Genomic DNA, 19,226 nt, shown 5'->3' with positions numbered 1-19,226 from the left:
TCCGCTGCGCATGGACAACACCGCGGCGTCCCGCAACAATCCACGGATGACGCCGGCCCTCCCCCCCCTGCTCCAAGCGCGCGCCCTGGCCTTCCTGCGCCAGGACGAGCCGGTGTTCGGGCCGATCGACTTCACGTTGAACGCGGGGGAGATCGCCCTCGTCGAAGGCGACAACGGCAGCGGCAAGACCACCCTGATGCGCGTGCTCACTGGCATGCTCCGCGCGACGCAGGGCGAGGTGCTGCTCGAGGGCGCCCACTTCGCCCTCGATCGCGTCGCCGGCGCGATCGTGTTCCTCGGCCATCAACTGGGCCTCAAGGCGGAGCTGACGCCACGCGAGAACCTCAGCCTTGCCCAGGCGCTCTACGGTCGGCGGGAAGGCCTGTCCATCGAGGGCGCCCTGCGCGACGTCGGGCTGGCGGGTTACGACGACGAACCCGTGCGCCGGCTCTCGGCGGGACAGAAGAAGCGCGCCGCGCTGGCACGGCTGCTGATCCTGCCCGCCCGCGTGTGGCTGCTCGACGAACCCTACGCCAACCTCGACCGCGACGGCATCGCGTTGGTGAATCGCCTGATCGACACCCACGCCCGGCGGGGCGGTGCCGCCCTGGTCACCAGCCACGGCGCCGTCAGCTTCGCGGGCGACGCGCTCCGCCGCATACGGTTGCACGCGTGACGCCCGGCCACCTGGGCGCCGCTTGCGCCGCCGTGTTGCGACGCGACCTCCTCCTGGCATGGCGCCGTCGCGGCGACGTCGCCATGCCGGTGCTCTACGCGCTGATCGTGGGCACGCTGTTTCCGTTCGCCATCGGTCCCGAACCGGCGCTCCTGGCCCGGATCGCCGCGGGCGTGGTCTTGGTCACCGTGCTGCTGTCGATCCTGCTGTCCCTGGACGGGCTGTTTCGCGCCGACATCGAGGACGGCTCGATGGAACAACTGATGCTCGCGCCGCAACCGCTCGCCATGCTGGTGGGGATGAAGATGCTCGCGCACTGGATCACCGCGGCGCTGCCGCTGATCGTCGTCGCACCCGTGCTCGCGTCGATGCTGCATTTTCCCGCGACCGCGATTCCGGTGCTGATACTCGCCCTTGCGCTCGCCACGCCCTTGTTGAGCGTGCTCGGTGCAGTGCTCGTGGCGCTGGCGGGCGGCGCAAGGCGCTCTGGTATGCTTCTGGCGCTGATGTTGCTGCCTCTGTGCGTACCGGTCGTGATCTTCGCCGCGGGCGCGGTGTCGGCGGCGCAACAGGGCCTGCCATGGGCCGCGCCAATGGCCTGGCTCGGCGCGGGACTGGCGCTGGCCGTGGTGCTGGGGCCGCTGGCTTGCGCGGCGGCGCTGCGGATCGCGATGGACAGCTGATCCGATGCAACCGGGTATGCGACGGGAGGGACTAACCATGGATGCGCCGATTTCCTTGACGAGGACCGATGGCTAACTGGGTACCGCTCTGGCTGCACCGCCTGGGATCCCCGCCGGTGTTCTATCGCTTCGCCGGCGCCGTGCGTCCCTGGGCGCTGGGCCTGGCCATCGCGCTGGGCGCCGTGGCGCTTTACGGCGGATTGTTCGTCGCCCCGGCCGACTACCAGCAGGGCGACGCGTACCGCATCATCTTCATCCACGTGCCGAGCGCCTGGATGAGCCTGTTCATCTATGGCGCGATGGCGCTGGCCGCCTTCATCGGCCTGGTCTGGCGGATCAAGCTCGCCGAAACCGTGGCCATGGCGTCCGCGCCGATCGGCGCCGCGTTCACCCTCATCACCCTGGCCACGGGTTCGCTCTGGGGCAAGCCGATGTGGGGCACGTGGTGGACGTGGGACGCCCGGCTCACCTCCGAACTCGTGCTGCTGTTCATCTACCTCGGCATCATCGGCCTGCACCACGCCTTCGAAGACCGCCGCCAGGGCGCGCGCGCGGCGTCGTTCCTGGTGCTGATCGGCGCGGTGAACGTGCCCATCGTGCATTTCTCGGTGAACTGGTGGAACACCCTCCACCAGGGCGCCACCGTGCGCCTGCTCGGCCCGTCGCACATCGACGCGAGCATGATCTGGCCGCTGCTTACCATGATGGCGGCCACCAAGTGCTACTACGTATCCAGCCTGTTCGCCCGGGTCCGCGCCGACCTCGTCGTCGCCGAAGGCGGCAAGGGCTGGGTGCGCGACCTCGCCCTGGACGACGCGAAGGACGCCCCGGCATGACCGACCTAGGCATGGGCCACTACGGCCTCTACGTGTGGTCGTCGCTGGCGATCTTCGCCGTCGTGCTTCTCATCGACACGCTGGTGCCGCTCGCGCGGCGCCGGCGCCACCTGCGCGACCTGCATGCCCGACTCGCACGACAGCAGAATCGCCGCCGGCCCGGAACCGCATCGAACCATGAATCCCACCCGTAAACGCCGACTCGCCATCGTGATCTCGGTCGTGTTCGCCGCCTCCGTGGCGGTGAGCCTCACCGTGTTCGCGTTGCAGCGGAACATGAGCTACCTGTTCACGCCCAGCCAGGTGCAGGAAGGCCAGGCCACCCCGTATGCCACGTTCCGGCTCGGCGGCATGGTCAAGGCCGGGTCGATCCAGCGCGCGGGCGACAGCCTGAAGGTCAGCTTCATCGTCGTCGACGACGGGGGTGCCATGCCGGTGGAATACACCGGGATCCTGCCCGACCTGTTCCGCGACAACCAGTCGGTGATCGCCACCGGACGTATGGCCGATGGGCGCTTCATCGCCAGCGAAGTGCTCGCCAAGCACGACGAGAACTACATGCCGAAGGAATTGAAGGACGCGATGGCGAAGGCCCACGACAAGCGCCACATCGACGACACGCCATCGAAGGACGCGCCCCGGTGATACCGGAACTGGGCCAGTTTTCGCTGGTGCTGGCGCTGTTGCTCGCGCTGGCCCAGGGCGTCCTGCCCCTCGTGGGCGCGTGGCGCGGCAACGGCGCCCTGATGGCGGTGGCCCGACCCGCCGCCGCCGGACAGGCGATCTTCGTGTTCGCGGCGATGGCGATCCTCATCCACGCCTTCCTCGCCTTCGATTTCTCCGTGGCCTACGTGGCGGACAACTCGAACCTGGCCCTGCCCTGGTATTACCGCGTGACCGCGGTGTGGGGCGCGCACGAAGGCTCGATGCTGTTGTGGGTGTTCATCCTCAACGTGTGGTCGCTCGCGCTGGCGGCGTTCAGCCGCCACCTGCCGCCGGCGTTCCTGTCGCGCGTGCTCGCGGTGCTCGGCCTTATCGGCGTCGGCTTTCTCGCCTTCATCCTGTTCACCTCCAACCCGTTCCTGCGCGAACTGCCGATGCCGGCGGACGGCGGCGACCTGAACCCGGTGTTGCAGGACCCCGGCATGACCTTCCACCCGCCCGTGCTCTACATGGGCTACGTGGGATTCTCGGTCGCCTTCGCGTTTTCCATCGCCGCGCTGCTGGGCGGCGAACTGGAGCAGGCGTGGGTGCGCTGGGCGCGGCCATGGACGAACGTCGCCTGGGCCTTCCTCACCCTGGGTATCGTCGCGGGCAGTTGGTGGGCCTATGCCGAATTGGGCTGGGGCGGCTGGTGGTTCTGGGATCCGGTGGAAAACGCTTCATTCATGCCGTGGCTCGTCGGCGTAGCGCTGATCCACGCACAGGCCGTCACGGAAAAACGCGGCTCGCTGCCCGCCTGGACGGTGTTGCTGTCGCTGTTCGCCTTCTCGCTGTCGCTGCTGGGCACGTTCCTGGTGCGCTCCGGCGTGCTGACCTCGGTGCATGCCTTCGCATCGGACCCGCGTCGCGGCCTTTACATCCTGGGTTTCCTCGTGGTGGTGATCGGCGGATCGCTGCTGCTGTACGCGATCCGCGCCCCGAAAGTGGCCACCGGCAAGCCGTTCGACGCCCTGTCGCGCGAAACCGGCATCATGGTGGCCAACCTGCTGTTCACCACGGCGGCCGCCATGGTGTTGCTGGGCACGCTGTTTCCGCTGATCGGCGATGCCTTCAACCTTGGGCGCGTATCGGTCGGTCCGCCCTACTTCGGTTTCCTCTTCGTGTTGCTGATGGCGCCGGCGGTGCTGTTGCTGCCGTATGGGCCCTACTTGCGCTGGGGTCGTGCGGAGGGGCGCCAGCTCACCGTGGTGAGCCTTCGCGCGGGGCTCGCCGCCGTCGTCTGCGCGATCGCGGCGGCATGGTTCGCCGACGGGCGCGTTCGCGCCGTGGCGGGGGTGGCCGGCGCGGTGTGGGTGGCTGCCGGCACGTTGGCCTACGCGCTCAAGCGCTGGCGCGAGATGCCGTCCGGACGGCGCTATCCCGCCGAAATGGCCGGCATGCTGGTGGCCCACCTGGGCGTGGCGATCTTCCTCATCGGCGTGATGTTGTCCGAATCGCTCAGCGTGGAACGCGACGTGCGCATGGCGCCGGGCCAGACCGAAGCGGTGGGCGGTTACCAGTTCCGTTTCGATGGCGTGCGTGAGACCGACGGCCCGAACTGGACCGCCGACGAGGGCGAGGTCAGCGTGCTGCGCGACGGCGCGTTCGTCACCACCATGCGCCCGCAGAAGCGCACGTATTCGCGCGGCCAGGTACAGAGCGAGTCGGCGATCGACCCGGGGCTGTTCCGCGACGTCTACGTGGCGCTGGGCGAACCGATGGACGCCCGGCATCCCGAAGGCGCCTGGGCCGTGCGCCTTTACCACAAGCCCTTCGTGCGCTGGATCTGGCTGGGTGGCCTGTTCATGATGGCCGGCGGTTTCCTCGCCGCCGCCGAACGCCGATTCCGCACGCACAGGCAGGCGCGCGACCTGCCGGCGACGTCGGCCACGGAGTCGGTCGCATGAGCCGGCTGATACCCTTGGTCGGCTTTTTGCTGCTGGTGGGCCTGTTCGGCTTCGGTATCTGGTGGAACACCCGCCACGACCCCCACGAGATCGTATCGCCGCTGATCGACAAGCCCGCGCCCGCGTTCATGCTGCCGCGCCTGGACGATCCCATGGCGTCGTTCGGCCGCGCCGACCTGTTGGGCAAACCGTATTTCATCAACGTGTTCGCCAGCTGGTGCATCGAATGCGCGCACGAACATCCGCAATGGATGGGCGAAATGAAGCAGCTGGGCCTGCCGCTGATCGGTTTCAACTACAAGGACGATCCGCAGGCGGCGAAAGCCTGGCTCGACGAACACGGCAACCCGTTCGATGTCATCGTCACCGACCGCGACGGACGCGCCGGCATCGATTTCGGGGTGTATGCCGCGCCGGAAACCTTCCTTATCGATGGCAAGGGCGTGATCCGCTACAAGCGCATCGGACCAATCACGCCGGAGGTGATCCGCGACGAGATTCGCCCGGCGCTCGCGGCGCTGGCGAAGGAGTCGCCATGATCCGCCGCCTGTTCGTATGGCTCGCGCTGGGGCTGCTGCCGGCGGTGGTGTTGGCCCAGGCGATCCAGCCGCTGCCGTTCCGCGACCGCGCGGAAGAGGCTCGCTTCCAAAAGCTCAGCGCCGAGTTGCGCTGCCCGATGTGCCAGAACGAAACCCTGGCCGACTCCAACGCGCCGATCGCGCACGACCTGCGCCGCCAGGTGTTCGAGATGATCCAGGCGGGCAAGAGCGACGACCAGATCAAACGCTACCTGGTCGACCGCTATTCCGACTTCGTGCTTTACGACCCGCCCGTGCAGCCGTCCACGTGGCTGCTGTGGTTTGGCCCGTTCGTGCTGCTGCTGGCCGGCGGCGGCGTGGTCTACCGGCATGTCCGTCGGCGACAACGCGACGCGGGCGCCATATCGGCATCCTCGCGCACCGATGACGGAGACGACTGGTGACGATCGTGTTCTATCTCGTCGCCGCCGCCATGCTGGCGGTCGCGCTGGCGCTGCTGCTCGTGCCGCTCGTGCGTCACGGCCGTCGCGAGGGGCGATCGCGTGGCGTGTTCGCCGTGGCGGTGGCCATCGCGTTGCTGGTGCCGGTGGCCAGCGTCGGTACCTACCTGCTCGTGGGCCAGCCGGCCACGCTCGGCGGCGTCGCACCGGCCGCGGAGATGACCATCGACCAGGGCATCGCCGCCCTGCGCGCCCAGGTCAAGACGCATCCGGACGACGTCAAGGCGTGGCTCTTGCTGGGCCAGGCGTTCACGGTACTCAAGCAGCCCGCCGACGCGCGCGCGGCCTACGACGGCGCGTTGCGCGCCGAACCGCGCAATGTCGAGGCCATGGTCGGCTGGGCCGAGGCGGATTCGCTCGCCCGCGACGACCACCGCATCGAGGGACGCTCGCGCGAGCTGCTCGACGCCGCCGTCGGCATCGATCCGACCAGCCAGAAAGCGCTATGGCTGCTCGGCATCAGCGATTTCCAGCAGCAGCGCTATGCGGAGGCGTCGGCGACCTGGAAAAAACTGCAGCCGCTGCTCGATCCCGACTCGAACGTGGCGCGCGCCGTGGCGAAGCAGATCGCGCTCGCGGACGAACGCGCGGCACAGCCCCACCCGAACTGACGCCGCCCGCGGACGGGCTGCGCGACACCCGCCGCGTCATCGCAAGAAGGAGCGCTTCATGGGCGACGCCCGCCGTTACCACCCGCTGTCGTCCCCGTTTCGCATGAAGCGCGGGGGCGAACTGCTGGGCGCCCGCGTGGCATACGAAACGTGGGGCACCCTCAACGCGGCACGCGACAACGCGATACTGATCCTGACCGGACTGTCGCCCAGCGCGCACGCCGCCGCGAATGCGCAAGATCCCTCGCCCGGCTGGTGGGAGGCCATGATCGGACCCGGCCGGGCGTTCGATACCGATCGATTCCACGTCATCTGCGTGAACTCGCTTGGCAGCGACAAGGGCTCCACCTGCCCCGCCTCCATCGATCCGGCCACCGGTGAGCCCTATCGCCTGACCTTTCCCGAACTCTCGCTCGAAGACGTCGCCAACGCGGCCCATGAGACAGTGAGCGGCCTGGGCATCGCCCGCCTGGCCTGCCTCGTGGGCTGCTCGATGGGCGGCATGAGCGCGCTGGCCTACATGCTGCTGCACCCGGGTACGGTGCGTACGCATATCAGCGTGGACACCGCGCCCCAGGCGCAGCCGTTCGCCATCGCCATCCGCTCGCTGCAGCGCGAGGCGATCCGCCTGGATCCCCGCTGGAACGGCGGCCACTACGACGACGACGTGTGGCCCGAACACGGCATGAGCATCGCCCGCAAGCTGGGCGTGATCACCTATCGGTCCGCGATGGAATGGAACGGCCGTTTCGCGCGCATCCGCCTGGATGCGGACGAGCGCGACGACAACGCGCCGTTCGGTTTCGAGTTTCAGGTGGAGTCGTACCTCGAAGCTCACGCGCGGCGCTTCAACCGCCAGTTCGATCCCAACAGCTATCTCTACCTCTCGCGCGCGAGCGACTGGTTCGACATGGCCGAGTACGGCGACGGCGATGTCATGCGCGGCCTGCAACGCATCCAGGTGACGCGCGCGCTGGTCATCGGCGTCAGCACCGACATCCTGTTTCCCCTGGAGCAACAGGAAACCATCGCCCGCGGGCTCGAGGCGGCCGGGGCGGCCGTGGATTTCGTCGCCCTGGATTCGCCACAGGGCCATGACGCGTTCCTGGTGGACATCGAGAACTACAGCAAGGCGATCGGCGGCTTCCTCGCGTCGATCTAGACAGCGATCAGGCGACCGCGACCCCCGGTCGCGGTCGTCGCCCGGGCGGCCTGTTATGATGGGGCACAGCCGCGCGTTTCGCGGCGACGAACGTCCAGAGGTCGCAACCCCATGATCACGGTAGAGTTTCCGGGCTGTCGCAAGCTGATCGAAGCCATCGACGCTTCCGTCGCCCAGCCCACCACCGCCCAGATCACCGACACCCTGCGCCACCAGCTCTGCAAGCTGATCCGCTCCAAGGAAGTCGAACTGCCCGCCTGCGTGCTGGAGACCGCCGGCGACCGTTACGCCCGCCGCGAGCTCTACCGCAGCGACGAGCACGGTTACAGCGTGGTCGCCATGACCTGGGGCCCGGGCCAGGGCACGCTGATCCACGACCACAGCGGCATGTGGTGCGTCGAGGGCGTGTGGAACGGCGCACTGGAAATCGTCCAGTACGAACTGCTGGGTCATGAGGCCGAGCGTTACCGCTTCCGGGCCGTGGGTTCGATCCAGGCGGGTCCCGGTTCGGCCGGCAGCCTGATCCCGCCGCACGAATACCACACCATCCGCAATCCCAGCGACGATGCCGTGGCGGTCAGCCTGCACATCTATTCGGGTCGCATGACCCAATGCGCCGTGTTCAATCCCGAGGGTGACGAGTGGTATCAGCGTGCCGAACGCCAGTTAGGCCTCGACCGCGTCCACTGATTCGCGCATAATCCTCGGTTCGGGCCGAAATGGCGGAATCGGTAGACGCAGCGGACTCAAAATCCGCCGATAGTGATATCGTGTGGGTTCGAGTCCCACTTTCGGCACCAATGGCTAAAGCCGCTTTCGAGCGGCTTTTTTCATGCCCCGGGCATGCCCGCGCGGCCTCCCATCGCATGAGGTACAGTCCCAGCCCATGGCATCGTTTTCCATCCCCGGCGGCCTCCTCATCGCCATCGAAGGCATCGACGGCGCGGGCAAGACCACGCTCGCCCAGGCCATTCGCGACCGCCTCGCCGCAGACGGTACCGTGGTGACGCTGAGCAAGGAGCCCACGAACGGCCCCTGGGGAACCCGCCTGCGCGAATCGGCCTCCACCGGCCGCCTCACCCCCGATGAAGAACTCGACCTGCTCGTCCGTGATCGGCGCGAGCATGTGGCGAACCTGATCCAGCCTGCGCTGGCGCGCGGCGAGGTCGTGATTCTCGATCGCTATTTTCCGTCGAACGTGGCCTATCAAGGCGCGGCGGGGCTCGATATCGACGAGGTGATGGCCAGGAACGCCTTCGCCCCGCGTCCGGACCTGCTGCTCCTGCTCGATCTCGACCCCGTCGTGGGCCTGGAGCGCATCCGTCGCCGTGGCGACCGGCCAAACCACTTCGAGACCGACGACAATCTCTCGCGTTGCCGGCGCATCTTCCAGGCGATGTCGCTCGACCACACCGTACAGATCGACGCGACGGCGTCGGCCGAGGCCGTGCTCACCCAGGCGCTCGACGCGATTGCCTCCACCACGACGCGCAAGGCGGCCGCCCGCACGCCGTTCGCCCACTGAACCGGGCGGCGTCCGTCCTTCCCTACTGCAATTCGCGCACCACGCGGAAGCCCACGCGCGCGTTGCGCAGGTCGGCTGACGCGCCCTGCCGGTAGGCCGAGCGCACCATGTCGGGCGCGCTGCCCCACGACCCGCCGCGGATCACACGACGGCCGCAGCCAGGGTTGACCCAGGCCTGCGTGTCGCGCGGCGCGCGGATGTAGTTATCGTGCCAGCAGTCGGCCACCCATTCGGACACGTTGCCCCCCATGTCGTAGAGACCGAACGGATTGGGCGAGAAGCTCATCACCGGGGCCGGTCCCCAGTAGCCATCCTTGTAGCCGGTGAACGCGTTGCTCCAGCGTCGTCCCGACGCGGAGCGGTCGTTGGCGCCGGTCAGGTTCTCGACCTTGTTCGCGGGGTTGCCGTCGCCCCACCAGTAACGGGTGGTGGTGCCGGCGCGCAGGGCGTATTCGAACTCCGCTTCGCTGGGCAGGCGATAACGCTTGCCGGTGCGCTGGGAAAGCCAGTCGGCGTAGGCTTTGGCGTCGTTCCACGAGACGTTGATGACCGGCAAGCGGTCCTGACCCGGGCGACCGAGGTAGTCGTCCTGCCAGGTCGCGGCACTGTCGTCGCGCAGGCCGCCGCTGGCCTCGTCGTAGACGCTGCCACCCTGCAATGACTGCGACTGGGGCGTGTAGCCGCTCGCGCGCACGAAGTCGCGGAACTGGCCGATCGTGACCGCACTACGGCCCACGGCGAAGCCCTTGTCGACCTGCACTTCGTGCACCGGGGCCTCGTTGGGATCGTGGCCGCGCTCGCCGTCGGGCGACCCCATCAGGAACTTGCCCGTGGGCACCACCACCATGGCGGGAGCCTGGCCGGTGCTGTCCACGAAGCGATCGGCGAACACCTGGCCCGGCTTGTAGCTGGCGTAGAGCCGCGCGTTGGTGAGACGTTCGTTGAAGTCGTCGATGCCGGCGACGTCCGGGCTGATCTGCTGGGCCTGGGTGGCGAGCTGCTGGGCGAGTTCGAGGTTGCCGGCGTCCAGCGCGGAACGGGCCTGGGCAAGCACGCCGGCCGCGCTCTGCCGGCGCATGCCTTCGATACGACCACGGGTGTCCTGCAGCGCCTGCGACTCGGGTTCGATGACCGCGGCCTCGGCCAAGGCGGCGTCCGCCGCCTTGAAGTCGTTCTGCGCGACGGCGGCGAGCGCCGTGTCGAGCACCACGTGCTGCACCTGGGTCACACCTTGCAGGGCGACGGCGTTGTCCGGGTCCAGCTGCAACACCTGCCGGTACGTGTCCAGCGCGCTGTCGCCGCGCGGCTGGTTGGCATGGCCGTCGCGCAACTGTTCCGCCGCCTTGCCGAGCAGCGGACGCACCTTGTCGAGCACGGCGAGCCGCTGCTGCAGCGGGTTGGCGTCGGCGGCGCTGTCCGGTAGCGACTTGAGCGCGTCCAGCGAATCGCGAGCGGCGTCGGCGTCGCCCAGCACGATGTCCTGCTCGATCTCGGCGACGAGACGAGCGCGCACCTCGTTCATGCCGGCGGTGGCGCGCTGGCTGTCGGCTTTCTGTTTGAGCACGGCCATGTACAGCGACGCGGCGCTTTCCTTACCGACCAGCCGATCGGCGGTGAGCGCCCGGTCGGCCCGGTCGAGCATCGCGGTGAGCTCCGGACTGTCGGGCGTCGCCTGTGCAGGCAACTGGATGTCGTTGTTCTTTTCGCGGCGACGCGCGGCGATGACCGAGGCCGGTGCCAGCACCAGCGGTGGACCCGCGTCGATCTCGGACGCCATCGCCGGCGCGGCCGCCTGCGGACGCTGGTCGAAGCCCATGGTGGTCGGCTGCCCGCGCATCGGCGAGCGTGGCGTGTTCTGGCTGGGCTGCACGTGCAGCAGTTGAGGAAAGAAGTGATAGAAGAGCGCGAACCCGAGCACGGCGACGCCCATCGCACCGCCTATGGCACGCTGTCGGCGGACGGTTTCGGTGTTGGGCATGGTGGGCGGTTCCGCGTCGGCCTGCTATCGTGCGCTGCCACCTTAGGGAATCGCGCGCCGCGGGGCAACACGCGGGCGCACCCTGCCCTCACTCAGGATGCACGCATGCCGCCGAGCGACCTCGCTCCCTCCGCCCCCTGGATCGACCGTCCCGACGCGCTCGCCGAATGGCTCACGCCCATCGGCCCGGGGACCGTCGTCGGCCTGGACACGGAATTCATGCGGCGGAACACGTTCTATCCGCAACTGGCCCTGCTCCAGCTTGCCCACGACGGGCGTTATGCGCTGATCGACCCGCTTGCGTTCCCGTTGGGCGATGCCCTCTCGCGCACGTTGGGCGCGCCACCGGTGGTCACCGTAATGCACAGCGCGGGCGAAGATCTCGAAGCGCTCTCGCCTTACCTTCCCGAGGGCCCGCACACGCTGTTCGATACGCAGATCGCAGCCGCCTACGTCGGCATGGGCCTTGGCATCAGTTATCGCGCGCTCGTGGCCGAACTGGTCGGCGATGAACTGGACAAGGGCGAAACACGCAGCGACTGGTTGCAGCGGCCGCTGACCGAGTCGCAGAAGCGCTACGCGGCGCTCGACGTGGTGCACCTGCATCCGGTGCACGCGATCCTTACCGATCGCCTCGCCGAACGCGGTCGCACCGAATGGCATGCCGAGGATTGCGCGCGCATGAAACGGCGCGCCAGCCAACGCGACGGCGATCCGCAGCCGCAACGGGGTTTCAAGCCCGCCGCCGAATGGCGTCCGGAACGGCAGGCCCTGCTCCGTCGCGTGCTGCGCTGGCGCGACGCGACGGCCCGGGCACTCGACAAGCCTCGCTCGTGGCTGCTCGAAGACGCGCATGCGCTCGATCTCGTCGACAAGCCCGCGGCCACTCTCGCCGCCCTCGAAGAACGCACGCGTGGCACCCGCGCCTTGCGTTCGCAACAGCGCGACGAACTCTTCGCCGTCTTGCAGGCGCCGGTGTCGCCCGACGAGATCGCCGCCACGGCGCCGGTCATCGGCCATCCGTTCGGGGACGCCAAGCGCGCCATCAACGAGATGCGCACCGTCGTCGATGAACTGGCGACGCAGCTTGACCTGCCGGCTGGCCTGCTCTGCTCGCGTCGTTCGCTGGAGGAATACGTCATGAGCGCGGGCACCTGGCCGGAGGCACTGGAAGGCTGGCGCAAGGGCGTGCTCCACGAGCGGCTCGCCGCGCTCCTCCCGGAATAAACCTTCATGTAAAAAATATTTGACATGAAGTGAAGCCCGCCATACATTGACCCCCTCATCTCAGACGGGGGGTCTTCGTATGCTGCCTAACGAGCGTTTCGCGCAGGTCTGGCTCAGCGCCCTGATCGTGATCTTCGGCGCGTATTTCTCGACCCTCGCCCTTGTCAGGCCCGACGCGTCGTCCATCGCCCTGCGCATCGGCTTGCTGGCCGCGGCGCTTGGCGTGCTCGGACTCGTCGCGGGCGGCACATGGCTGGCGCAGCGGTGGCGCCGGCGACCCGATGATGCCGAAGACGAACGCGACCGGGCCATCGAGCACAAGGCCTCCGCGGTGGCCTATCGCGTGCTGATGGTCGGCATGATCCTGGTCGGCTGCGTCATGCCGTTCGACAAGCAAGGCATGGACATCGTCAACGCCGCGGTCTTTGCCATCGCGCTGGCCGAGGTCGTGCGTCACGGCCTGATCGTTGTCGGCTACCGGCGAGGCCTGCGTGCCTGAGAAACGCATCACCAACAGCATCCGCACGCTTCGCTTCATGGCCGGCGAAATGACTCAGGCGGAGCTCGGCCAGCGTGTCGGCGTCACGCGGCAGACGATTGCCGCGATCGAGGCGGGCAAATACTCGCCCAGCCTCGAGTGTGCGTTTCGCATCGCCGATGTGTTCGGCAAACCGCTCGACGACGTGTTCGGCTGGGAGCCGCGATCGCCGGCGTGATTGTCTAACACGTGTTTGCGCCCGTATTCTCGGTGGTTATGTCGAGCCGCCCCGCCATGCGTCTTCAACGTCTTCGCACCCACCGGGGCGTGTGGGTGCTGTTGGCGTTCGCGGTGTTCCTCAAGATAGCCAGCGCGAGCGCGTGCCTGCTCGACGGTCAGGGAATCGCGATGATCCCTGGCCCCGAAGGCCATGCGACGGACCTGGTCGCGGTAGCCGACGCAGGCGCCGTAAGCGTCGACGACTGCATGCTGGGCGAGGGCGGTGGCTGTCACTGCGCCTGTGCCCATGCTTCGACGCTGCCGGCACCCGCCCTGGTGGTCGCCGCCCACCTCGCCGTTGACTCGATAGACATCCACCCGCCGATCGCACCGACGGTGCGCATCCTGGCATCGCCCTTGCGGCCACCGATCGCCTAAGCGCCTGCTTTGGTGCACCGCTGCGTCCTCCGCAGCGGTGTGACGCGCGCGTATCTTAGGAGTATCCCCTCATGTTCGTGCTACGTGCAGCGCCCAAGGGCGTGGTGTGCGTGCTGCTTGCCGTCTCGTCCATCGCTTCGCCGGCGATGGGCCAGACGAACTCGTTGCCCACGCCGCCGCCCGCCTTGCGGGCGGCGATCCAGGATCTTTGGCAGAAGAGCCCCCGGATCCAGGCCGCCGATGCCCGCCTTCGCGCCGCCCAGGAGCGTGCCAAGGCGGCCGGGCGGCCCGTCTATACCCCCTCCGTCCAACTCGATGGTGAGAACGCGGACGTCGATCGTCGCACCGTCGGCGCAAGCCTGACGCTGGACGTCTTCGATAAGCGCGATGCCCGTGTCACCGAAAGCGACGCCGAGGTCCGTGCACGCGAGGCGGCATCTATGCTCGAGCGTCGCGACGTGGCCCTCGAATGGCTCAAGGCCTGGTCGACCACGGCGCTCGCGCGGCGACAAAGCGCGCTGGGTCGGCGCCGCGTCGCGCTGATGCGCCAGTTCGACCGCCTGGCCGAACAGCGCTTCAACGTCGGCGACATCAGCCGGCCCGAGCGTGACCTGGCCGGCCTGGCCCTCGGCGAGGCCCAGGTCCAGCAATCGACGCTCGACGCCCAGGAACTCGCGGCGCGCTCGGCGCTAGCCACCCTCGGCGGGAACCCGGACGGTCCACTTCCCGAGCTTCCACGGGCCCTGCCGCCCATGGCCGGGGCCGTGTCGCCGGTCCCGACCATCGAGCGCCCCGAACGGCGACAGGCAAAGGCCGAGCAGGACCGTGCCGATGCCGCGGTGACCGTGGCCGATCGCAACCGTCGCCCGGATCCCACGCTGAGCCTGACCGGCGGCCAGGTACGCAGCGGGCCCCGCACCGACCGCGTCATCGGCATCAGCGTCTCGATCCCGATCCCGAACCTCGCGAGCGGGCGTGACCAGGTGAGCGCGGCGCGGGCCGATGCGGACGCCGCATTCGCCTCCCTTCGCGCCGCCGAGCTGCGTTCGGATGCGGTGTTCAAGCAAACCGGAATGACCTATGAGGCGATGCGCGCAGCGAGCGCGGGGTTCCGGCAGGGTCGCGCCGGCGCCTTCGACGAGCGCGCGGACCTGCTCGACAGGCTTTGGCGGTCCGGTGAGATCAGCACGTCCGATTACCTGGTGCAGCTCAAGCAAAGCCTCGACACCGCTCTGTCGGGCATCGCTCTCGAAAGCCAGACCTGGCAGGCGTGGTTCGACTTTCTCGCCGCCTCCGGCCGCCTGACCGAATGGGTCGACGGCACCTCCAAGGATGCTTCGCCATGATGCGTGATTCGTTCCGTCTTACCGCCGTGACGCTCGCCGTCGCCCTGACCGTCGCGTCACCTCGCGCTGCCGTCGCCGGGCAAGCCCCACCGGCGAGCGATGCCCCCGCATTCCATCCGTTGGCGCTCGACGCGGCCGCCATCAAGGAGGCCGGGATCGTCGTCGCCAACGCCGCGCTGCGCTCCGTGACCGATCAGGTCCGCGCTCCCGGCGAGGTCAAGGTCGATGCCTACGCCACCGCGCTGGTCTCTCCTCGGGTCGCTTCGCAGGTGGTCGCTCGCAAGGTCAAGCGGGGTGACGTGGTGAGGAAAGGGCAGCCGCTCGTCGTTCTGTCGAGCGTCGACGTCGCCCAGACCCAGGGCGAGCTGATCGTCGCCGCCCAGGATTGGGCGCGTGTGTCATCGCTCGGCCCGGAGGCCGTGTCGGCGCGACGCTATAACGAGTCGCTCGTACAGCGCGATCAGGCCAGGGCCAAGCTCAAGGCCTACGGTCTCTCCGATGGCCAGATCAGCGCACTCGTCAAGCGCGGCTCGTCGGCGGCGGACGGCCGCTTCGAACTCATCGCCCCGCAGGACGGCCGTGTGACCACGGACAGCTTCATCGTCGGCGAGCGCATCGAGCCCGGTCGCGCGCTGTTTACCGTTGTCGCCGAATCCTCCGTGTGGGTCGATGCCCGACTGGCCCCGGCGGTCGCCGAACAGGTCCATCCCGGTGCCCCCGCCACCATCGTCGCGCATGACTCGGAAACGCAGGGCAAGGTGATCCAGCGCGCGCACCAGACCGACGAGAGGACGCGTACCGTCGACGTTCGGATCGACGTGCCCAACGACAAAGACCGCCTTCACCCCGGAGAACTCGTTGAAGCCCGTATCGCCATCACCTCGCAGGCGCAGCAGCTCGCGGTGCCGGCAGAGGCTGTCGTCCTCCTGCAGAACCAACCCACGGTATTCGTCAGAGGCAAAAAGCCGGGCCAGTTCGAGCCGGTGCCCGTCGACGTGGGCGAGACGCGCGACGGCTGGACCGACATCAAGCAGGGTCTCACGCAAGGCACGCCGTACGTGAGCAAGGGCGCGTTCACGCTCAAGGCGCGAATCCTCCGCTCGCAGCTGGGGGACGAGTGATGCTGGAACGTCTCGTCGCACTCTCGCTGAAGTACAAGGTCCTCGTCGTCATCGCGTTCGTGGTCGTCGCCGCCCTCGGCTATCGGGCGGTGCGCACGTTGCCGATCGATGCGTTCCCCGATGTGACGCCGGTGCAGGTGAACGTTTACACCGAAGCCTCGGGCCTGGCCGCGGAGGACGTTGAGCCGCTGCTGACCACCCCGGTGGAGTCGGCCCTTGCCGGCCTGCCGAACGTCCAGGCGATCCGCTCGGTCAGCCTCTTCGGACTGTCCTACGTCTCGGTGTACTTCGAAGACGACATGGACATCTACTTCGCTCGCCAGCTGGTCAACGAGCGCCTGCAGCAGGTGGGCGATCGCCTCCCGGCCGGCTACGGCAAACCCGAAATGGGCCCCAATACCTCGGGCCTTGGTCAGGTGTTCTGGTACACCGTCGAACGGGCGGATGAAACGCTGAAGACGGCCCCGTCGGACATGGACCTGCGCACGCTGCAGGACTGGACCGTGCGGCTTATCCTGCGCACGGCACCCGGCGTCGACGACGTCACCTCATGGGGTGGCCAGGAAAAGCAGTACCAGGTGCGCATCGATCCCATGCGCCTTATCGCCCACGACCTGAGCTTCAAGGACGTCATCCAGGCGTTGGAAGCCAATAACGCACAGGTCGGTGGCAACGTCATCGATGTCGGCCGCGAGCAGTACCTGGTGCGCGGGCTCGGCCGGGTCAAAGACGCCAGGGACATCGGCCATATCGTCCTGAAGACCGAAAACGGCACCCCGATCTACGTTCGGGACGTCGCGGCGGTCACCGAGGCCGGTGCTCCCCGCACCGGCGCCGTCACGCGGGACGGCAAGGAAGTGGTCATGGGCCAGGCACTGGCCCGCATCGGCGAAAACGCCAAGAGCGTGGTCGACGCCGTGAAGGCGAAGCTGGACACGGTCAAGCAGGCGCTGCCCGAAGGCACCGTGATCAAGCCTGTCTACGAGCGTACGGACCTGGTGGATGCGGCCGTAGGCACGGCGGTTCGAGCCTTGATCGAAGGTGCCCTCCTCGTGGCGCTCATCCTCTTCCTGTTTTTAGGCGAGCTGCGCAGCGCCCTGATCGTCGTCGTGACCCTGCCCCTGGCCATGCTGATCGCGTTTATCTGCATGGCCAAGGCCGGCCTGTCGGCCAACCTGATGTCCCTGGCGGGCCTGGCCATCGGCATCGGCATGATGGTCGATGGCGCCGTGGTGATGGTGGAAAACGCGTTCCGCATCATGGCCGAGCGGCTTGAGCACGGCGAGACGGTAGATAAGACCTCCGCCGTGTTGCAGGCCGCACGTGAGGTCGCCGCGCCCATCGCGTTCGCCATCCTGATCATCATCGTGGTGTTCCTGCCACTGTTCAGCCTGCAGGGGCTCGAAGGCAAGATGTTCAAGCCGATGGCGTTCAACATCAGCTTCGCCATGGCCGGCTCCCTGCTTCTGTCGCTGACGCTCATACCGGTGTTGGCAGCCCTGGTCCTGAAGCCCAGGCCAGAGAAGGACACGCGTCTGGTGGCCTACCTCAAGCGCGGCTACGCACGCGTCCTGACATGGTCGCTCGGCCATCGCAAGGCCGTGGTCGCGATCGCGGCCGCAGCGCTGGTCGGTTCGCTGGCCCTGTTCCCGTTCCTGGGAAAGGAGTTCATGCCGAACCTGCGCGAGGGCGCCATCATGTGGCGCATCACATCCATACCCTCCGCGTCGCTCGACGAATCGATCGACGTTTCCCGGCGGATCGCCGACCGCATCCAGGCGACGTTCCCCGAGGTTGAGACCACGCTGGCGATGATCGGTCGCGCGGAGAAAGGCGAGACGGCGGACGTGAACTACATGGAGGTGTATACCCCGCTGAAGCCGAAAGAGCGGTGGCGCAAGGGCGAGACGCTGGCGTCCATCCAGGACGCGATGCAGCGTGAGCTCAGCGGCCTCCTGCCCACCGCCGTCGTCAGCGACACGCAGCCCATCCAGATGCGCATCGAGGAACTGGTCTCAGGCGTGCGGGCCACGCTCGCGCTGAAGCTGTATGGCAACGACCTGAATGAACTCGACCGCCTGAGCGCCAGAATCAAGGACACGCTCGCCAACGTGCCGGGCGTCGCCGACCTGGCGCTGGAAGCGAATATCGGCAAACCGCAGATCCGCATCGAGGTCGATCGCGAGGCGTTGGCCCGCTACGGCCTGAACGCCAACGACGTTCTCACGGTCGTGCGCAACGGCATCGGCGGCGAACCGGTCGGTACGGTGCTCGATGGCGTGAAGCGGTTCGACATGACCGTCCGCCTGGATGACGCCAGCAAGGCATCGATCCAGGAGGTCGCGCGCCTTCCTCTCGGCACGCCCTCCGGTGCCCTTGTGCAGCTGAACCAGGTCGCAAGGATCTCCACGGCGGAAGGTTACTCGTTCATTCGTCGTGAGCAGCTGCAGCGTTACGCCGTCATCCAGATGGACGTGCGTGGCCGCGACATCGACGGGTTCGTGCGGGACGCCAATGCGGCGCTGTCCAGATCGGTCCAGATGCCTACCGGTTACTACACGGAATGGGGAGGCGCGTTCGAGAACCAGCAGCGCGCGCTCACGCGCCTGTCGATCATCGTCCCTGCCACGATCTTTTTCATCTTTATCCTGCTCTACACCGCGTTCCATTCGGTACGCCATGCCGGCTTGATCCTCGCCAACGTGCCGTTCGCGACCATAGGCGGCATCGTCGGCCTGTTCGTGACGGGCCAGTACCTGTCCGTGCCCTCCGCCATCGGCTTCATTGCAGTGTTCGGCGTGGCCATGCTCAACGGCATCGTGCTGGTCAGCTTTCTCAACGCGCAACGGCGCTCGGGCCTGGGTGTGCGGGATGCGGTCATCCGAGGCACCGCCTTGCGTCTGCGCCCGGTGCTGATGACGGCCAGCGTCGCCATCCTTGGCCTCGTGCCGATGCTGGTGTCGAGCGGTGTGGGCGCGGAAACCCAGCGTCCCCTGGCCACCGTCGTGGTCGGTGGCCTGATCACGTCGACACTGCTCACCCTCATCTTGCTGCCGGTGTTGTACGACGGGATGGAGCAGCGCCGCGCCGATCGCGAGACACGGGGCACATAGCGCCTGGGACGCCGTCGCCAGCACGGGAGATCGGCGACCTACCGCATAAACGGCAGTGGCGGCAGCCGTCGCCATGACCGATGATCCACGCCACGACAGCGCGCGGTGGCTCCGGGCCGCGCTACGGCGGACCCGCGTGGCGTGATGCGGCGTCATCACGTTTTC

The 19,226-nt window shown here is 67.9% G+C and carries 20 protein-coding genes and 1 tRNA gene; 20 read left to right on the top strand and 1 reads right to left on the bottom strand.

The genetic code is table 11. The features are described from left to right. Nucleotides 1-46: 46 nt before the first annotated feature. From ccmA to tmk, 13 genes are all read left to right on the top strand, one after another. The gene (ccmA, locus tag PI246_RS14255; protein WP_320551971.1) at nt 47-676 is read left to right on the top strand and encodes a cytochrome c biogenesis heme-transporting ATPase CcmA; all 630 of its coding nucleotides are present in this window, start codon (nt 47-49) and stop codon (nt 674-676) included. Beyond that, entirely contained in the window at nt 673-1,359 is a 687-nt protein-coding gene (gene ccmB / locus PI246_RS14250; protein WP_320551970.1) for a heme exporter protein CcmB, read from the top strand. Before ccmA ends, ccmB begins: the two co-directional genes overlap by 4 nt. Nucleotides 1,360-1,427: 68 nt before the next feature. Further along, on the top strand, nt 1,428-2,195 hold the full coding sequence (locus PI246_RS14245; RefSeq protein WP_320551969.1) for a heme ABC transporter permease: 768 nt from the start codon (nt 1,428-1,430) through the stop codon (nt 2,193-2,195). After that, nucleotides 2,192-2,389: a heme exporter protein CcmD gene (gene ccmD / locus PI246_RS14240; protein WP_320551968.1), complete on the top strand. Its 198-nt coding sequence runs from the start codon at nt 2,192-2,194 to the stop codon at nt 2,387-2,389. The genes PI246_RS14245 and ccmD overlap by 4 nt, the downstream gene beginning before the upstream one ends. Continuing rightward, nucleotides 2,373-2,840, top strand: a complete 468-nt coding sequence (gene ccmE, locus PI246_RS14235; protein WP_320551967.1) for a cytochrome c maturation protein CcmE — start codon at nt 2,373-2,375, stop codon at nt 2,838-2,840. Before ccmD ends, ccmE begins: the two co-directional genes overlap by 17 nt. Next, nucleotides 2,837-4,804: a heme lyase CcmF/NrfE family subunit gene (locus PI246_RS14230; protein WP_320551966.1), complete on the top strand. Its 1,968-nt coding sequence runs from the start codon at nt 2,837-2,839 to the stop codon at nt 4,802-4,804. Before ccmE ends, PI246_RS14230 begins: the two co-directional genes overlap by 4 nt. Then, a complete protein-coding gene (locus tag PI246_RS14225) occupies nt 4,801-5,343 on the top strand; it encodes a DsbE family thiol:disulfide interchange protein (RefSeq protein ID WP_320551965.1) in 543 nt (180 codons plus the stop codon). The genes PI246_RS14230 and PI246_RS14225 overlap by 4 nt, the downstream gene beginning before the upstream one ends. After that, entirely contained in the window at nt 5,340-5,786 is a 447-nt protein-coding gene (locus PI246_RS14220) for a cytochrome c-type biogenesis protein (protein ID WP_320551964.1), read from the top strand. The genes PI246_RS14225 and PI246_RS14220 overlap by 4 nt, the downstream gene beginning before the upstream one ends. Then, complete coding sequence (locus tag PI246_RS14215; RefSeq protein WP_320551963.1) at nt 5,783-6,454, top strand: tetratricopeptide repeat protein; 672 nt, start codon at nt 5,783-5,785, stop codon at nt 6,452-6,454. The genes PI246_RS14220 and PI246_RS14215 overlap by 4 nt, the downstream gene beginning before the upstream one ends. A 58-nt stretch (nt 6,455-6,512) precedes the next feature. Then, nucleotides 6,513-7,616, top strand: a complete 1,104-nt coding sequence (metX, locus tag PI246_RS14210; RefSeq protein ID WP_320551962.1) for a homoserine O-acetyltransferase MetX — start codon at nt 6,513-6,515, stop codon at nt 7,614-7,616. A 111-nt stretch (nt 7,617-7,727) separates the two neighbouring features. Continuing rightward, nucleotides 7,728-8,306: a cysteine dioxygenase family protein gene (locus tag PI246_RS14205; RefSeq protein WP_320551961.1), complete on the top strand. Its 579-nt coding sequence runs from the start codon at nt 7,728-7,730 to the stop codon at nt 8,304-8,306. A gap of 23 nt (nt 8,307-8,329) precedes the next feature. After that, nucleotides 8,330-8,416 (top strand) — tRNA-Leu (locus tag PI246_RS14200). 86 nt (nt 8,417-8,502) lie between these two features. After that, nucleotides 8,503-9,141 carry a dTMP kinase gene (gene tmk / locus PI246_RS14195; protein ID WP_320551960.1) on the top strand — a complete coding sequence of 213 codons (639 nt, stop codon included), beginning with the start codon at nt 8,503-8,505 and terminating at the stop codon, nt 9,139-9,141. 22 nt (nt 9,142-9,163) lie between these two features. On the opposite strand, the gene PI246_RS14190 is transcribed toward tmk, so the two are convergent. Continuing rightward, nucleotides 9,164-11,119, bottom strand: coding sequence for a formylglycine-generating enzyme family protein (locus tag PI246_RS14190; protein WP_320551959.1), 1,956 nt, complete (start codon nt 11,117-11,119; stop codon nt 9,164-9,166). Nucleotides 11,120-11,224: 105 nt separating this feature from the next. Between PI246_RS14190 and rnd the strand changes: the two genes are divergently transcribed. The 7 genes from rnd to PI246_RS14155 all read left to right on the top strand — a co-directional run bounded on the left by rnd (nt 11,225) and on the right by PI246_RS14155 (nt 19,061). Next, nucleotides 11,225-12,346, top strand: a complete 1,122-nt coding sequence (gene rnd, locus PI246_RS14185; protein WP_320551958.1) for a ribonuclease D — start codon at nt 11,225-11,227, stop codon at nt 12,344-12,346. Between the two features lie 79 nt (nt 12,347-12,425). Beyond that, nucleotides 12,426-12,845, top strand: coding sequence for a DUF2178 domain-containing protein (locus PI246_RS14180; protein ID WP_320551957.1), 420 nt, complete (start codon nt 12,426-12,428; stop codon nt 12,843-12,845). Between the two features lie 7 nt (nt 12,846-12,852). Next, entirely contained in the window at nt 12,853-13,062 is a 210-nt protein-coding gene (locus PI246_RS14175) for a helix-turn-helix transcriptional regulator (protein ID WP_320552098.1), read from the top strand. Nucleotides 13,063-13,118: 56 nt separating this feature from the next. Then, complete coding sequence (locus PI246_RS14170) at nt 13,119-13,481, top strand: hypothetical protein (RefSeq protein ID WP_320551956.1); 363 nt, start codon at nt 13,119-13,121, stop codon at nt 13,479-13,481. 71 nt (nt 13,482-13,552) lie between these two features. Beyond that, entirely contained in the window at nt 13,553-14,827 is a 1,275-nt protein-coding gene (locus PI246_RS14165; RefSeq protein ID WP_320551955.1) for a TolC family protein, read from the top strand. Beyond that, a complete protein-coding gene (locus PI246_RS14160) occupies nt 14,824-15,948 on the top strand; it encodes an efflux RND transporter periplasmic adaptor subunit (RefSeq protein WP_320551954.1) in 1,125 nt (374 codons plus the stop codon). The genes PI246_RS14165 and PI246_RS14160 overlap by 4 nt, the downstream gene beginning before the upstream one ends. Then, entirely contained in the window at nt 15,948-19,061 is a 3,114-nt protein-coding gene (locus PI246_RS14155) for an efflux RND transporter permease subunit (protein WP_320551953.1), read from the top strand. The genes PI246_RS14160 and PI246_RS14155 overlap by 1 nt, the downstream gene beginning before the upstream one ends. The last annotated feature ends 165 nt before the right edge of the window (nt 19,062-19,226 follow it).

The organism is Luteibacter sahnii (assembly GCF_034063545.1).
Lineage (GTDB): Bacteria > Pseudomonadota > Gammaproteobacteria > Xanthomonadales > Rhodanobacteraceae > Luteibacter > Luteibacter sahnii.
Note: the sequence above shows the minus strand (reverse complement) of the source record. Positions and strands in the feature narration are given on the sequence as shown.

What these genes read in the sequence shown, in the direction of transcription:
- ccmE (WP_320551967.1), top strand. Translation starts at nt 2,373, where the DNA reads ATGAATCCCACCCGTAAACGCCGACTCGCCATCGTGATCTCGGTCGTG.
- ccmD (WP_320551968.1), top strand. Translation starts at nt 2,192, where the DNA reads ATGACCGACCTAGGCATGGGCCACTACGGCCTCTACGTGTGGTCGTCG.
- PI246_RS14155 (WP_320551953.1), top strand. Translation starts at nt 15,948, where the DNA reads ATGCTGGAACGTCTCGTCGCACTCTCGCTGAAGTACAAGGTCCTCGTC.
- PI246_RS14180 (WP_320551957.1), top strand. Translation starts at nt 12,426, where the DNA reads ATGCTGCCTAACGAGCGTTTCGCGCAGGTCTGGCTCAGCGCCCTGATC.
- PI246_RS14165 (WP_320551955.1), top strand. Translation starts at nt 13,553, where the DNA reads ATGTTCGTGCTACGTGCAGCGCCCAAGGGCGTGGTGTGCGTGCTGCTT.
- rnd (WP_320551958.1), top strand. Translation starts at nt 11,225, where the DNA reads ATGCCGCCGAGCGACCTCGCTCCCTCCGCCCCCTGGATCGACCGTCCC.
- PI246_RS14245 (WP_320551969.1), top strand. Translation starts at nt 1,428, where the DNA reads ATGGCTAACTGGGTACCGCTCTGGCTGCACCGCCTGGGATCCCCGCCG.
- PI246_RS14205 (WP_320551961.1), top strand. Translation starts at nt 7,728, where the DNA reads ATGATCACGGTAGAGTTTCCGGGCTGTCGCAAGCTGATCGAAGCCATC.
- PI246_RS14170 (WP_320551956.1), top strand. Translation starts at nt 13,119, where the DNA reads ATGCGTCTTCAACGTCTTCGCACCCACCGGGGCGTGTGGGTGCTGTTG.
- PI246_RS14220 (WP_320551964.1), top strand. Translation starts at nt 5,340, where the DNA reads ATGATCCGCCGCCTGTTCGTATGGCTCGCGCTGGGGCTGCTGCCGGCG.
- metX (WP_320551962.1), top strand. Translation starts at nt 6,513, where the DNA reads ATGGGCGACGCCCGCCGTTACCACCCGCTGTCGTCCCCGTTTCGCATG.
- tmk (WP_320551960.1), top strand. Translation starts at nt 8,503, where the DNA reads ATGGCATCGTTTTCCATCCCCGGCGGCCTCCTCATCGCCATCGAAGGC.
- PI246_RS14190 (WP_320551959.1), bottom strand. Translation starts at nt 11,119, where the DNA reads ATGCCCAACACCGAAACCGTCCGCCGACAGCGTGCCATAGGCGGTGCG.
- PI246_RS14160 (WP_320551954.1), top strand. Translation starts at nt 14,824, where the DNA reads ATGATGCGTGATTCGTTCCGTCTTACCGCCGTGACGCTCGCCGTCGCC.
- ccmA (WP_320551971.1), top strand. Translation starts at nt 47, where the DNA reads ATGACGCCGGCCCTCCCCCCCCTGCTCCAAGCGCGCGCCCTGGCCTTC.
- PI246_RS14225 (WP_320551965.1), top strand. Translation starts at nt 4,801, where the DNA reads ATGAGCCGGCTGATACCCTTGGTCGGCTTTTTGCTGCTGGTGGGCCTG.